The organism is Elioraea thermophila (ex Habib et al. 2022), from assembly GCF_003336755.1.
Taxonomy (GTDB): Bacteria; Pseudomonadota; Alphaproteobacteria; order Acetobacterales; family Acetobacteraceae; genus Elioraea; species Elioraea thermophila.
In genome coordinates this window covers 654181-667397 of sequence record NZ_QMDI01000002.1, presented here as the reverse complement: position 1 = coordinate 667397, position 13217 = coordinate 654181, and the positions used below count along the sequence as shown (strand labels likewise).

Annotated in this window: 15 protein-coding genes; 2 read left to right on the top strand and 13 right to left on the bottom strand. The window is 70.3% G+C overall.

Annotation, left to right across the window (positions count from 1 at the left end; all coding sequences use genetic code 11):
- The first annotated feature begins 96 nt into the window (after positions 1 to 96).
- A complete protein-coding gene (locus tag DWB05_RS05005; RefSeq protein ID WP_114375609.1) occupies positions 97 to 939 on the top strand; it encodes a DMT family transporter in 843 nt (280 codons plus the stop codon).
- 10 nt (positions 940 to 949) lie between these two features.
- On the opposite strand, the gene DWB05_RS05000 is transcribed toward DWB05_RS05005, so the two are convergent.
- Positions 950 to 1282 (bottom strand): hypothetical protein, encoded by a 333-nt coding sequence (locus DWB05_RS05000; RefSeq protein ID WP_114375607.1) that lies wholly within the window; start codon positions 1280 to 1282, stop codon positions 950 to 952.
- 68 nt (positions 1283 to 1350) lie between these two features.
- On the opposite strand from DWB05_RS05000, the gene DWB05_RS04995 reads away from it, so the two are divergent.
- Entirely contained in the window at positions 1351 to 1581 is a 231-nt protein-coding gene (locus DWB05_RS04995; protein WP_114375605.1) for a hypothetical protein, read from the top strand.
- Positions 1582 to 1593: 12 nt separating this feature from the next.
- On the opposite strand, the gene terL is transcribed toward DWB05_RS04995, so the two are convergent.
- The 12 genes from terL to DWB05_RS04935 all read right to left on the bottom strand — a co-directional run bounded on the left by terL (position 1594) and on the right by DWB05_RS04935 (position 13191).
- On the bottom strand, positions 1594 to 3075 hold the full coding sequence (gene terL, locus DWB05_RS04990) for a phage terminase large subunit (RefSeq protein WP_114375603.1): 1482 nt from the start codon (positions 3073 to 3075) through the stop codon (positions 1594 to 1596).
- Complete coding sequence (locus tag DWB05_RS04985) at positions 3072 to 3365, bottom strand: hypothetical protein (protein WP_114375601.1); 294 nt, start codon at positions 3363 to 3365, stop codon at positions 3072 to 3074. The genes terL and DWB05_RS04985 overlap by 4 nt, the downstream gene beginning before the upstream one ends.
- Entirely contained in the window at positions 3362 to 5653 is a 2292-nt protein-coding gene (locus DWB05_RS04980; RefSeq protein WP_114375599.1) for a glycosyl hydrolase family 28-related protein, read from the bottom strand. The genes DWB05_RS04985 and DWB05_RS04980 overlap by 4 nt, the downstream gene beginning before the upstream one ends.
- A gap of 16 nt (positions 5654 to 5669) precedes the next feature.
- Positions 5670 to 6113 carry a hypothetical protein gene (locus DWB05_RS04975; protein ID WP_114375597.1) on the bottom strand — a complete coding sequence of 148 codons (444 nt, stop codon included), beginning with the start codon at positions 6111 to 6113 and terminating at the stop codon, positions 5670 to 5672.
- The gene (locus DWB05_RS04970; RefSeq protein ID WP_114375595.1) at positions 6113 to 7993 is read right to left on the bottom strand and encodes a phage tail protein; all 1881 of its coding nucleotides are present in this window, start codon (positions 7991 to 7993) and stop codon (positions 6113 to 6115) included. The genes DWB05_RS04975 and DWB05_RS04970 overlap by 1 nt, the downstream gene beginning before the upstream one ends.
- 1 nt (position 7994) lies before the next feature.
- Entirely contained in the window at positions 7995 to 8564 is a 570-nt protein-coding gene (locus DWB05_RS04965) for a phage connector family protein (protein WP_114375593.1), read from the bottom strand.
- 102 nt (positions 8565 to 8666) lie between these two features.
- Positions 8667 to 9500, bottom strand: coding sequence for a phage capsid protein (locus DWB05_RS04960; RefSeq protein ID WP_114375591.1), 834 nt, complete (start codon positions 9498 to 9500; stop codon positions 8667 to 8669).
- A 255-nt stretch (positions 9501 to 9755) separates the two neighbouring features.
- Positions 9756 to 10514, bottom strand: coding sequence for a capsid assembly protein (locus tag DWB05_RS04955; protein ID WP_114375589.1), 759 nt, complete (start codon positions 10512 to 10514; stop codon positions 9756 to 9758).
- 15 nt (positions 10515 to 10529) lie between these two features.
- Entirely contained in the window at positions 10530 to 12011 is a 1482-nt protein-coding gene (locus DWB05_RS04950) for a portal protein (protein ID WP_114375587.1), read from the bottom strand.
- A 2-nt stretch (positions 12012 to 12013) separates the two neighbouring features.
- Entirely contained in the window at positions 12014 to 12169 is a 156-nt protein-coding gene (locus DWB05_RS04945) for a hypothetical protein (protein ID WP_232818388.1), read from the bottom strand.
- A gap of 207 nt (positions 12170 to 12376) precedes the next feature.
- Entirely contained in the window at positions 12377 to 12820 is a 444-nt protein-coding gene (locus tag DWB05_RS04940; protein ID WP_232818387.1) for a hypothetical protein, read from the bottom strand.
- Positions 12817 to 13191 carry a hypothetical protein gene (locus tag DWB05_RS04935; protein ID WP_114375583.1) on the bottom strand — a complete coding sequence of 125 codons (375 nt, stop codon included), beginning with the start codon at positions 13189 to 13191 and terminating at the stop codon, positions 12817 to 12819. Before DWB05_RS04935 ends, DWB05_RS04940 begins: the two co-directional genes overlap by 4 nt.
- Positions 13192 to 13217: the final 26 nt, after the last annotated feature.

Sequence of the window (13217 nt, the reverse complement as noted above, 5' to 3'; positions counted from 1 at the left end):
CCCGCCCTTTGCCCGAGGTGAGGGGCGGGCGGAAGTCTGGACGCGGGCGCGCGCGGCAGGCATGAGCGGCGCGCACACGGTCAAAGGGGGGAGGGGGTGCGCGGGCCCGCGCTGATGCTGACGGCGATCGCCCTGTTCGCCGTGCTCGATACGATCGCGAAGTGGCTTTCCGTGGGCTACGGCTCGGCGCAAGTGATCGCGCTGCGCAGCGCGGTGGGGCTTCTGCTCACCGCGCCCTTCGCGGCCAGGGCGGGGGCGATCGCGCGCGAGCGCCTGTCGCTGCATCTCCTGCGCGGCCTGCTGATCCTCGCCTCCGCCTTCTTCTTCTTCCAGGCCTTCGCGCTCCTTCCCCTGCTCGACGCCTACATCGTGTTCTTCCTCGCTCCCTTCTTCACCATGGGGCTTGCGGTTGCGGTGCTCGGCGAGCGGGTGGGCGCGCGCGCCTGGGCCTGGGCGGGCTTGGCCTTCCTCGGGGTTCTGGTGCCGATCGTGCCTGCGCTGACGGGAGGTGGGCCGCTGGTCGGCTACCTCGCCGCCCTGGTCGGGACGGCAGCGACGGCAGGTGTGATGATCACCACGCGCAAGCTCGGCACGCATGAGGGGTTGGCGGTGGCGATGGCGGTGCCGGCGCTGCTGGGTGCGGTCCTGTTCGGGCCCGTCGCGGTGGCGGTGTGGGTTCCGCCGGGCACGCGCGATCTTGCCTTGCTGCTGGTCAACGGCGTCGTGTGGACGGGGGCCAACCTCGCGCTCACCGCCGCAGTACGGGCGGCGGAGCCGTCGCGGCTCGCTCCCCTCGACTTCACCGCCATGCTGTGGGCGGTGCTGTTCGATGCGCTGGTGTTCGGCCTCGCGCCGGGCGTGCTCGACGTGATCGGTGCGGCCGTCGTCGTCCTCGCCACCCTCGGCCATCAGGCCGAGCAGAGACGGACGCCGCGATGACGGGACGGGCTCAGTCGTGCAGCGGTTCAGCCTCGGTGCGACGTGGGCGGGCGCGCGGCCCCAGAACGTCGAGTTTCTCCTCGATGCGCATCAGCTGCAGCGACATGCGTCGGTCGAGTTCGCGCATCATCTGGATGGGCACGTAGCCGCGCGCGACCTCGAGCTTGAAGGAGGCGATCTCGGCGCGCAGTTCGGCCGTCGTTTCGGCGTGGCGCAATTCGATCCGCTCGATGCGGGCGATCAGATCCTTCTTGATGTCCCACATCAGCTTGAACAGGCCGGCGAGGATGGGCAGTTCGATGAACCGGATCCACCACTCGAAGCTGATCCCGCTTCCGTCCATGGTCGTTGCTCCGTCGCTTGCGGCTCGCCCTTGCGCGACGCGCGGGCCGGGGCGATATCCCAGCCGGGATGTGGAACGAGCCCTACCTGGAAACCTGTTGCCGCTCCGCCCTGCATCGGCTTCGCATGGCGGGCCGCATCGGTCGCCCGCCCGGGATGAAGGATGGGCCCTGCCTCGTGCGCCTCGCCGGCATGGGGTTCTGCCGGGAACGCGCCGATGGCTGGTTCGAGATCACCGCCGCCGGGCTGGAACGCCACCGCAGCGAGATCCTGAAACAAGCCGAACCGGCAGCAGCGTGAGGGCGTCCGCCCTCAGGGCGTGAAGTCCTCGCGGGCGCGAAACCCGCCACCGGGGCGCCAGTCCGTCTCGCGCACGACCGGCGCGATTCGGCCGAGGCGGGCGGGTTCGGCGAGGATGGCGCCGGCCACCGCATCGAGCCCGTCGTCGGCCGCCGCGCGCGCCTCGGGCCGCCACTCGCGCATCTCCTCAATCAGCCGGGTGGCGAACACGCTGCGGTGCGCCCACAGCCTGCGCGCCGCGAGCAGGGGCTCGAAGGCGGCCAGGATCCGTTCCGCCTTCGACTTCGTCGAGGCGCGCTCGAGCACCGAGCACGGCACACGGGCCCGCGCCATCTCCGCCCGCAGCAGGCCGGGCAGGAAGCGGCCGAGACCGTTGTTCTCCACCGTCACCGACGGCAGGTGCAGCTCCTGCGCAAGCCGCGCGACCTGGCGGCAGAGCTGGGTCGCGGCATCGGTCCCCGATTGCGGGTCGTGCGTGAGGTAGGCGACGCGGTGCAGGTAGCGCGTGCCTTCGGTGTCGGTGAACACCGCGGCGAAGACCGAGGCGTCGCCGCGGCCCGGCACACCGAAGGCCGGATCCCAGAAGGCGGAAGCCGAGACCAGGGTGCGCTCGCCGAGGAGAAGCCTCAGCCCCTGGTTGGCGGCGTGCAGGATGAGCTCCTCATCGTAGGGCATGAGGTGCGCCGGATCGAGGCGCGCGTCCTCGGGTGGTTGCGGCTCGAGCTGCATCTGCGCGGCGAAAGCGCGCGGACCGACGCGGGCGCGCAACTCGGCGATCCGTTCGGGCGTGAATCGTTCCGGCCAGGCCGAGCGTCCCTGTTCGTCGAGCAGGGGGATCACCAGGCGTCGGAAGCCGGCGAGGAAGGGAGCCTCGCGACCCGGCCGGGTCTCGGTGGCGTAGATCGTGTCCGGCGTGTGCGGGGTGCCGATGAAGAGCATCTGCCCGCCGGGCACCAGCACGAAGGCGATCTCGGCCAGACGCTCGCGCAAATCGGCCCGCTTCGCCGCCGTGTCGCTGTTGCCGGGCACCTCGACGTCGTCGCAGATCACCACGTCGGCACGGCTGCCCGTGATGTTGGCTTCGATGCCGCGCGCGATCATCGAGGGATCGCGCGACGCACCGGGACGGTTCACGGTGAAGCGATCGGCCGCCCATTCGCCGCCGTGCCTGGGGTGGAGATGCCGGCAAAACGGATGGCGGCGGATGATCTGGCGCACGTTGCGCACCATTCGCGTGGCGAGTCCCTGTTCCGCCGACAGCACGAGCAAGCGGAGGTCGGGGCGCTGCGAGAGGAGCCACGCGCAGTAGAGACCGACCACCGTCGACTTGCCCGCACCGCGGAAGCACATCAGCAAGAGGCGCGTCTCGCCCTCTTCCCAGGCGTGGCCGAGCCATCGCGCGATGCGCAGGTGATGGGCCGGTGTCGCCGCGGTGTTCAGCCGGTTCCAGATCCAGACGAATTCGGGGAAGCGGAGCTCGGTCCGCGCCGTCATGCCTCGTCCTCGCCCGCGTCATCGGAGCAGAGCGCGGCGCGCGCCTCGGCGACCAGGGCGAGGCGTTCGTCGTCCGCTTGTCCTTCCGTCGTCGGAACTTCCGTGATCCTGGCGATCTTCAGGAGCAGGTCGAGATGGGCGAGGGCCGCCTTGCAGGCGGCATGGTGGGCGGCAAACTCTTTCGCATCCGCAACCGTCGGGCCCGAGGCTGCGAAGGCCCGGTAGGAGGACACGACACGCTCGATCGCGCGGTCGATCTCGGCACTGACGAGGCCCTTGAGCCGGCTCACGCCTTGACCACGCGGACCCGAAGCGTGCCTCCCGCGAGGTCGATCGCGATGGTCGAGCGGTTCCAGGCGATCACCGTCACCACACCGCCCGCACCGACGGTGGCGAGAAACACCACGCCGGTGGTGGAGACGGAAAACGAAGCCTGCACGAAGTCGCCCGGAAACGCGCCAGGAACCGAAATGTTGAGCTGCGTTGTCGCGCCCGGATTGAGGGAAGGCGGATCCCAGCTCGTTTCGACCACGATCTCGCGCGACCCGTGCGGGAGGTTCGGCAGTCCGTAAAGGATCGGCGGAGCATGGCGCGGCTCGCAATAGAGCCGAAGGGCGCGAACCTCGTAGTCGCGATCGATGCGCGCGACGCCGATCACTGCGGTGGCGACCTCGGGCGCGAGCCGGATCGCCTGCAGGCGCGTCAGCGTCGCATCGGCAAGATCGGCCGAGCTTTGCCACCAGCGGGCGGTGGGGCTCCAGATGAGCGTCTGGTTCGAGGCGCGCGCCATGCGCCCCGCGGCCTCGGTCAGGATTTGCCCCGCAGCATCGAAGCACTGCACGAACAGGCGGGGCTCGTCGGCATCGACGGCGAGCGCGAAATCCTTGCAGGCGCGTGTATCGACCACGAAACCGAGCCCACGCGAGGGGCCCAGGATGACGCCGCGGGATGTCAGCGTATAGCCATCGAGCCCGGGGAAGACGAAGTCACCGAGCGAAGAGGGACTGCCGGCGACCGCCGTGCTCACACAGGCGAGCTGGTCGAACCCTAAGGTTTGGCCCTGCCAGCGAAAGGCCGCCGTGCGGAGATTGGGCTGGTTGGCGATCAGCCGCGTGGTGGCGATGTGCGCCGCGGCCTGATGACGTGTGCGCAGGATCGCGCCGGCGCGCGTGGTCGCCGCCCCATAGGCCACATCGAGACTATAGGCTTGGCTCGCCCAAGCGACGTCGTAGCGGCAGTCGGTCGCGTTCGCCTCATGTTGGGCAACGATGGGTGAGCAACCTTCCATGCGGATGTCCCGCGCGATGATCGATCGCGCATCGACCTCGACCAGGAAGGGGATCGCACGGTTCGAGCCCTGTTGGCGGAGCTCGAAGTTCTGCGCGTCGAAGACGTGCCGGTCGTGCAGCCGGTAGGCGCCGGGTTCGGCGGAGAAGCGGACCCCGTAGCGGTCGAGCGCCGGCCAGGAGGTCGAACTGACGGCGAAATGGCCGCCATAGTAGCGTACCGAAGCGTTCCATCCTTCGGCTGTGGCGCAGCGGACGTCGAGGCCGATGCGGTTGTCGACGATGCGGCCGAGGATGAACGTGGTGTCCTCCACCCCGCGACGATCGCCCAAGGTCCGAACGCCGATGGTGAAGCGGCTGGCTTCGGCAATGTAGACCAGGCTTGCATCGACATTGCGGACGAGCACGCCGATCTCACGCTCATCCAGCCAGGACGAGAGCGAAGCGCGCGTCACACGGATGTTCCAGTAGAGCTTCTCGCCGTTGCGGGCGGTTCCCCCTTCACCGAGGGTCAGGGCCGGTTCCGGTTGCGCGAGGTCGGCGAGAATCCGGCCTTCCATGATCAGCCCCGTCGCCCCCCCTGGCAGGACGAGCCCGCGGGTGATGCGGAACGTGCCCGCGGGGATCAGGAGCGTGCGCTGCAGAGCGCCGGCTGCGGCGAAGGCGGCCGCCAGCGCCTCGGTGTCGTCAGCGACGCCATCACCGACCGTGCCGAAATCGGCCGCCGAAAGGGCATCGGCGAGCTTGTCCTGCGCGGTGCGCAGAACCGCACCGGCGCCGTCCTGGCGGAACAGCACCTGCCCGCCGCCGGCTTCCGCCGGATAGAGCTGGATCGAGCCGCCCGCGTCGAAGCCCAAGAGGCGCGAGGCGCGCGCCGAGCGTGGCGGCAGGACCAGAGGGCCGCCGAAATCGGTGGGCTCGGTCTGCACGGTGCGCGTCAGATCGTCAGCGAGCTGCTGCAGCGCGGCGGTCTGGTAGTCGAGCTCGTCATTCAGGACGCGAGCCCTGAGCTCGCCGCTTTCCTGGAAGTCGCTGACCCGTTCGATGCGCAACCGGCGCCGCAAGGTGATCACGGACCCGCTGCGCGGCGGATCGACGAAGATGACCGTTCCGCCGTCGGACCGTCCGGCACCGGAGATGGTAAATCCGTCGGTCAGGCGCGCCCCATCGACGAAGACCTGCAGATCCGATGGCTTGAAGATGGGAAACGGAAAGGTGAAGGCGGTCTGCGAGCCTGAGGCCAGATATTGGATGCGCGGCGCGACGTCGCCGATGACGATGTGCTCGGGCATGGTCGGGGCCTCGGGGTCAGAGGTTCAGCAAGCTGCGGATGCTCTGCGACAGGCCGGTCGCGAGCTGGGTTCCGGCGCGGATGAACGGCGTCAGGTTACCGGTGGGCTCGAGCAGCGAGCGGCGGCCAGCGGAAAGCCGCAACGCGAGTTGCTGTTCCTCGAACGCGTCCTGCTCATTCGCTTCCTTCTCGAGACCTGCGAGCAGGGCAGCGCTCGAGCCTTCGCTGGCGCCCACGCCGCTGGCGGCGAGACGGGCACGGGTGGAGGCGATGGTGCGGGCGAGCATCTCGCGTCGGCGACGTTGGGATTCTTCGGTCGCGGCGCGAAGTTGGGCTTCGCGCGCCTCGGCGGCCTGGGCCTGTGCGGCGAGCGCGCGGCGCTGCGCCTGGTACTGCTGCTGGGCCCCGACGAGACCGGCGACCCCGGTGACGATCGAGGCAATGGGGACGAGCTGAGCCATCAGGCGTTGAGCCTCATCTCGGTGGTGACGGAAAGCAGCGTCATCGGCAGCGGCACGTCGCTTTCGATGCGCCAGAGGGGAGAGGCGACGTCGCGGCGCCAGCCGAGGGCACGGATCGTCCGATCGCCGGTGAAGCGCGGCGGGGCGGCGTCGAGCACGCCGGGGCCGAGGCGGCGGAACGGCAGCGCGACCGGCCCGCGGCCGAGATCGACGGAGAGGGCCGCCGTCTCGAGCAGGCGGAAGGTGACCGCGACCAAGCGCACGGGGCCGGTGCGCGCGCCGATGGCGGTCAGAAGCTCGGGCGGCAGCGGTTCGACGATGTGGGTGTAAGGAAGGCCCACTTCGACGCGCTTCGCGGGCGGATGGGTCTCGATCCGGCCGGCCACCACTGTCTCGCGCCCGCGTGGGGCGGAATCGCCGACCACGACGACCTCGCGCCCCTCCAGGTGCGACAGCCCCGACCAGACGGTGGCCCCTGCGGGATTCTCCCCGGTCGCCGCGGCGTCGGTGAGCACGGACTCATCGAAACGTTCGAGCCGAAGCGTGTCGAAACGCTCGACGACGACGTAGACCGCACCGTCGATCTCCGCGATCGACCGAAAAGCCCCTTGCGTCTCCTGCCGCGACCACGCGGTGACCTGTTCGGCGCGGTAGAGGGTGAGGGTGGCGAGCCGGCCGTCGGCCATGACGACGTGCAGCAGGCGACGGGTCTGATCGTAGGCCATGCTGACAGGGTCGCGCACGAGGTGGCGGGCCAGCACGGCGAGATCGGCCGCCTGGTAGGCCTGCTCGATGTCCGTGTAGGCGAATTCGTGGACGGAACGACCCGACCGCGCGACGAAGATGGTCGCTCCGTCGACGTCGACGGGAGGGACGGTGCGATCGACCGGGCTGCCGACGCGGGTCTGGCGGTTGAGCTGGATGTTCGCAGGCGTCAGCGGGTCGCCCGAGACCATCCATTCCGCGCCTGAGGTGAACACCTGCAGGTGGCGGCCGGAGAACACGGCGCGGATCGCGTTCACCTGGTCGGAGACGAGAGCGAACTCGATGGCCTGATCGTCGAGCCCCGTGCCGAGATCGAAGTTGAACAGGTCGCCCGTGCGCGACAGCCAAAGCCGGTTGGGCAAGTCGCGCGAGCCGCCGATGACGAGGCGATCCTGGTGGAAGCAGAGCGAGACCGGCCAGCCCCGGACGGGGGAGAAGGCTGCCTCGTCCCAGTCCGCGGTCGGCACGGTGCCGGAGAGCGGCTCGAGCAGGGTGGCGGTGGCGGAGGTCGGCGAGGCGACGGCGTCGATGCGCAGTCGTTTCTTGCCGATACGGAACGTCACTCCCGCATGGCCGGGCAGGAAGACCGGCGCCGAGGCGGTCACCGTGATGCTTCCCATGGTGCCGGATGGAGTGAGGGTGACGGCTTCGGCAGCGAAGCGGTGGAAGGGTTCGGCACGGAAGACCCAAGGCGCTATGCTCCAGTCCGTATGGCTGGTGCGCGTGATGCGCTGCGGGGGCACGTCCGGGTGGGCGACGAGCAGCGTGTCGGCACTCTGCGTCCAGGAAAGATTGCCGAGCTGCGACGATGTCCACGGTGTCGCGATGGCGGCGATCTCCACGTCGTTCCGCCACACCGCCATGCGCCGGTCGGTGAAGACCAGGAGGTAGGTCTGCTCGGTGGAGAATTCGAACGCGATCAGCCGTGCCGGTCCGGGCAGCACGCCGAGATGCCGCAGGCCGGGCCGACGACGCAGCCCGCCCGTGGGCAGGATGAACACGTTGGTGAGACGAGCGGCACCGTTCTCGTAGGCGCGCAGATCGCTCCGCCCGATCAGTTCGGGCGAAAGCTCGCCGGCGGCGAAGCTCGTCTTGATCCGCCTCACCTGGTTCATCTCAGCCGCGTGCTCCGATCAGGGAGAAGTCCTGCACGGCGAGCGGCGTGTCCTGTTGGCTGTCGGTCAGCCGGGCAGCACGGAACTCGGCCTCGGCGAGACGGAACAGGAATTCCGCCCGCGCCGTGTTCTCGGTCAACGGAATGGTGAACTCGGCGGCAAGCCGCGCGATCAGGGCAGAGTCGAAGAAGGGCGGGAAGTTCTGCTCCGGCGGGCGGAAGATGTAGGTGAGGACGATCTCCGGCGGGTCCGCGTGCAGGCGGTTCTCGGCGATGCGATAGGGGATCCCGCGCCCCTGGCCTGGGCGGCCGGCGGACAGCGCGCGCAGGAAGTCGGCCGGCAGCTGGAAGGCGTGCGCGTAGTCGGCGACAGGAGCAGCGATCAGTCTCGGCAGCGTCGCCTGGGCGGTCGCGAACGACCACGGATAGGCGGAAAGGAGCGAGTCGCGGACGGAAGGATAAAGGTTCGCCGCGACCTCGGCCTCGGCGGTGCCTTCGTCGAAGGAGGCGATCGGGGTCGCGCCGATCTTCAGCAGCGCGCGCGCGCAAAGGGCGAGGGCGGAGAGCGCCATCGGTCGGGCTCCTCGAGGCGAAAGCGGAACGGTCGTGAGAAGGAACCAAGGAGAGGCGGCACCCCGAGCCTTGGCTCAGGGCGCCGCCCGTGGGTCAGGGGCTCATTCCTTGCAGCGCAGGCGCACGACACCCTCGGCGTCGATCAGCACCGCGCCCTGGCTCATCATGTTGTTGACGAACCAGGCCGCGCGTTCGCCATGCCAGGTGATGTCGGTCTGCACCTCGGCCCCCACCGCGTGGCCGATCGCCGTGCGGTGATACCAATAGCAGAAGCGGAGATTGCCGGTTCGCGTCAGCCCCGAATGCGGGATCCAGAGCGTGCCGAGCCAGCGCTTCGCCTGCGTGCCGCGCCAGGGGAGCTCGTCCGGGCCCACGTAGTCGGCATTGGCGAACTCGGGGATCTTGAGCAGATCCGACCACTGCTTCCAGCCGATCACGGCGTAACGCTCGCCGTCATCCGGCACGTCCGCCTGGCCGAGCATCTCGAAGGCGAGCAGGATCTTCTCACGCGTCAGCCCGTCGTTGTCGGTGAGGCCGGGGTCCGTTCCCGTCGCTTCGCGCGTCGCCTGGTCGAGGGCGGCGATGATCAGCTCATCCGTCTTGCGCCCGAGGGCATAGGCGCCGGCATTGGCGATCACCGCACGCTCGTCGTGGTTGACCTTCAGCTCGTCGAGCTTGTCGATCCAGTCGCCGGCGTAATAGTCGGCGAGGAAGCACTCGACCGGCGAGTGGTCGAGGTTCATCACCGGCACGGCGCCGTGGCGGGCCTTGGTGCCGGCGACACCCTTGCCGACGCGCTGGAAGACGGTCGACGCACCCTTCACGCCGGACTTGGAGCGGACGGTGGGGCGGAGCTTGGAGCCGAGGCGCTGGTAGGCCTCGTGCACCTCCGTCTGGAAGTGCTTGACGAAGGCGCGGTCGATGGAGGTGGACACGGGTCGGTCTCTCTCGATCGGGTTGCGGGGGCGGGTGAGGCGGGCCCAGCACGGTTGTCACGCCGCTCTGCTGCGGCGCGGCCGACGATGGGCGCGCGAGCCCGAGGGCCCCGGGACGGGGTTGACCGCGGGCGAAAAGGAAGGCGGCCGGGGCGAGCGCGGGGAGGAGGGAGGCGGGCACGCTCAAGCCCCGGCCGCAACGCCCGCGCGACATGCCAGGCGCGGGCGGAACGAGGCGACGGCGGAGCGAGGCGTTCAGCGCTCCTCGGGGTAGAGACGGCGGAAACCTTCCGTCACCCGCTCGACGATCGCCGGGTCGCGGCGGCGCCAGTACCGCGGGTCGCGCATCAGCGCCCGCAGGTCGTCCTCGTTCATCGCACGGGCGGCTTCCGCATCCTTGAGGATGCCGGGCTCGTTCTTCTCCATCATCTTCTGCATCGCGAGCACGCCCTCGTAGGTGGAGGAGAGGGCGTCGAACACGGCCTCCGGCAGGTTCGCCTTGCCCCAGGCGGCGAGCTGCTTGGCGGCGCGCTGCCAGCGCTCCTCGCCGCCGAAATGGTCCTTCAGCCGCTCGATCTGCCGCTCCGCCTCGAAGATCTGCGCCGCTTCCGCGATCAGAGGAAGCAGCCGCTCGGCGGCAAGGTCGTAGACGAGCTGCACCTGCGCGGGGGTGAACCCCGCCTCGTGCAGGCGGCGATTGACGTCCGGATCGGCGGTCACCAGGGGGTGACGCGGTTCGATGTGATACTCCTCGGGGCTCTCCGGCACGCCGAGCGCGCGCAGGAAACGACGGCGTTCCTCCTCGTCGGAGTCGTCGCCCGGCAGGCTCACCATGCGCGAGAGCTTGCGCTCGAGCTCCCGATAGGACTTGAGCAGCGCATCCAACCGCACCTCGCCCTTCTCCTCGTCCCAGAACTTCTCCGGCACCTCCGGCGGACAGGGCTTGCCGCGCTTCGGCTCGGCGGGTTCCGGCTTGGCGTTGTCGAGTGTCATCTCGATCAGGTTGTCGGCCATGGGTCTTGGTCCTCGTCAGGCGGAAGGATCGGGGGCGAGGGGGGTGGGGGCGAGGGCGGCGAGCGCGGCGCGTTCTTCCGCTGCCGAGACGACGAGGTCGGGCGGCACGCCGTAGAGGGAAGCGAGCCAGCGCGAGGCGGCGGCGAGGTCGGCGGTGCCGGCGGCGGCGGGGCCGAGCGCGCGCACCACCTCGAGCCAGGCGAGGACGCCGGAGGCCTCGGAACGGGCCTGCCACTGCGCGAGGGGCGAGCGCCAGACGATCGCCGCGTCCGTTCCGTCGATCGCGAAGCGCGGCACGAGGCCGCGGCGGCGCAGCACGGCGAGGCAGCGCTCGATCAGCGGGTAGAGGAGCTCGGTCTGCAGGCGGCCGAAGGTGGCCCCCAGCAGGCGCGCCATCTCGGCCGAGCGCTCCATCACTTCGGTCGCGGTCATGCGCGCCCCCTGCACGGGGCCGAGCCTGTCGGCGAGCAGGGCGTGGCGGATGCGCGCGCGCAGATCCTCGAGCACGAGCTGGCTGACGTCGAAGCGGCCGGGGGCGGCGAGCGGCGTGAGGCCCGAGGAGCCGACCGCCTTCGGAATGATCGCGCCCGGGACGAGGCGGATGTTGGCGGGGTTGAGCACCCCGTCGTCGTCCGCCTGCCAGATCCCGGTCACCGCGATCGAGGCGTTCTTCAAGATCAGCTCCACCACCTTGTTGGCGGTGCGGATGTCGGGCAGCGCCTTCATCACCGGGCTGCGGCCGTAGGTTTCGCCGGGCGCCTTCATCCAGCGGAAGGCGATGAAGGGCGAGGAATCGAAGCGGCCGCGGGCGAGCAGGAGGGGCTCGTCATCGGCGCGTAGCACGGCGGCGTAGGCGTAGGCGCCGCCCTCGGGAATCACCGCCTCGATGACGGTATGGCGGGCCGCTTCACCTTCGCCCTGGTGCCGCGTCAGCGCCTCCGGCAGGCGGGCGGCGGGGAAACGGTCCCGGATCTCCGCCACGGTCAGCCGCAAGGTGCGGAAGACGGTGTCGAGCGGGCGGGTCGGGCCATCCTCGAGGGCGAGGTCGGTGAGGGGGACGGCGGTGAAGCGGAGCGCGCTCGGCTCGCCCGGGGGGAGCTCCTCGACGGCGAGGCAGGCGGTGCCGGCGACGACGAGGTCGAGGAAGCACTGGTGCAGTTCGACCACGAAGTTCGAACGGTCGAGTTCGCCAGCGAGCGTCTCGGCCGCACTTTCCAACGCCTCGGCTGCGGCGTCACGGGCCAGCGTGGCGGGCAGGGCGCGGCCGGGAACGAAGGAGAACCAGCGGGTCCAGGGCGGCGTCAGTTCTGCCAGGAGCGAGGCGGCGAGCTGCTCCACCGCGTCGGGGGCGGTGCCGTCGTAGAGAGGAACGCCCCCTTCTCCGGGACGGGCGGGCAGGGCGTGGTCGTAGCAATCCTTCCACACGCTTTCCCAAGCGCGGCGCCGAGCGAGCGCGCGGTCGGCCTGGGCGAGGATCGCCTCCGGCGACAGGGCCATGGTCACTCGCCGAGCAGGGACTTGCGGCCGACGGCGGGCAGCGAGTCGGCAAGCACGCCGCGCCAGGAGGTGGCGAGCGTGCCGGAAAGGCCGCGCCGGCGAGCCTCAAGGGCGGCGAGGCGGCGGGCGCGCTCCTCCTCCTCGGCGTCGGGACGCACCGGCGGAGGCTGCGGGGCCGGTTGGGGCGCAGGCTGCGGCGCAGGCGGCGTCGGCGCGCGGAACAGGCCACCCATCGGGATCACTCCATCGTCAGGCCAAGTTGCGGAGAAAAATCCGGCGGCCGGGTGAGAGGCCCGGCCGCCGTAGTCGTCGGGGGAGGGAGGATGGCGCCGTCGGGGCAGAGAACGCCCCTTGGCGCGATCCTTCTACGCGGAAGGAGAGCGGCTGGTCAAGACTTTTTTCCTATCTACGGTGGCAAGCTGCCGCGCGAGACGGTGGTAGAGCGCACGCGGCGTGAAGACGAAAGCGTCGTCGCGGCCGAGCAGGCGAAGGCAGACCGTGACACAGGTGACGGGCGCGAGAAGGGAGAGCAGGCGGCGTCGCGGCGGGGCAGGACGGAACGGTCCGAGCACGCGAAATCCGGCCCGCCGCCAAAATTCCGGCAGGTCGAAATCCGGCGCGACGGCGAGCCGTTCTACCACAATCCGCCCGGCGAGCGGGTCGACCACCGTCCAGCCCTGCGCGTCGACGAGGGCGGCGAAGCAGTGACGGAAGCCGGGACGGAGCAGGCGCTGCCAGGCGAGGTCGGCCCGCCCGGAGAAGGCGATCCAGACGAGCGACTCGTCGCTGCGACAGGGCAGCCGGCTCACGCCACGATTCCCTTCATCTTCAGGGGCCACTCCAGACGGGACATCGCCTCGCGCCACAGCACGAGCGCGGTGCGATCGCCGGGATGGGTGGGGTCGGGCGCGCGCTGCATGTCGCCGAAGCGGCGCATGACGCGCAAATGCGCGATCTCGATGCGACGCTGGCGATACAGACGGTCGAGGCAGCGGATGATGTCGTCCGGCTCGCAGGGGCGGACCTTCAATCCCTGCCCGGCGACGATGCGCGCCCCCGCATTGCGCGCGGCGAGCGCGGCCATGGTCCAGAACCACGCTTCCTCGACGCTGGCGAAGGGTTCGGCGCGCGAGAGGTCGGCGAGGACAGGTCCGGAGCGGCGTTGGGCTGCGGCTGGCATGGCGAACCTCGTGGGCGGTTGCGAAC

Coding starts and splice junctions, on each gene's coding strand:
- DWB05_RS04950 (WP_114375587.1), bottom strand. CDS start 12,011: ATGGCCCTGTCGCCGGAGGCGATCCTCGCCCAGGCCGACCGCGCGCTC.
- DWB05_RS05000 (WP_114375607.1), bottom strand. CDS start 1,282: ATGGACGGAAGCGGGATCAGCTTCGAGTGGTGGATCCGGTTCATCGAA.
- terL (WP_114375603.1), bottom strand. CDS start 3,075: ATGACGGCGCGGACCGAGCTCCGCTTCCCCGAATTCGTCTGGATCTGG.
- DWB05_RS04965 (WP_114375593.1), bottom strand. CDS start 8,564: ATGGCGCTCTCCGCCCTCGCCCTTTGCGCGCGCGCGCTGCTGAAGATC.
- DWB05_RS04970 (WP_114375595.1), bottom strand. CDS start 7,993: ATGAACCAGGTGAGGCGGATCAAGACGAGCTTCGCCGCCGGCGAGCTT.
- DWB05_RS04975 (WP_114375597.1), bottom strand. CDS start 6,113: ATGGCTCAGCTCGTCCCCATTGCCTCGATCGTCACCGGGGTCGCCGGT.
- DWB05_RS04995 (WP_114375605.1), top strand. CDS start 1,351: ATGTGGAACGAGCCCTACCTGGAAACCTGTTGCCGCTCCGCCCTGCAT.
- DWB05_RS04935 (WP_114375583.1), bottom strand. CDS start 13,191: ATGCCAGCCGCAGCCCAACGCCGCTCCGGACCTGTCCTCGCCGACCTC.
- DWB05_RS04955 (WP_114375589.1), bottom strand. CDS start 10,514: ATGGCCGACAACCTGATCGAGATGACACTCGACAACGCCAAGCCGGAA.
- DWB05_RS04980 (WP_114375599.1), bottom strand. CDS start 5,653: ATGCCCGAGCACATCGTCATCGGCGACGTCGCGCCGCGCATCCAATAT.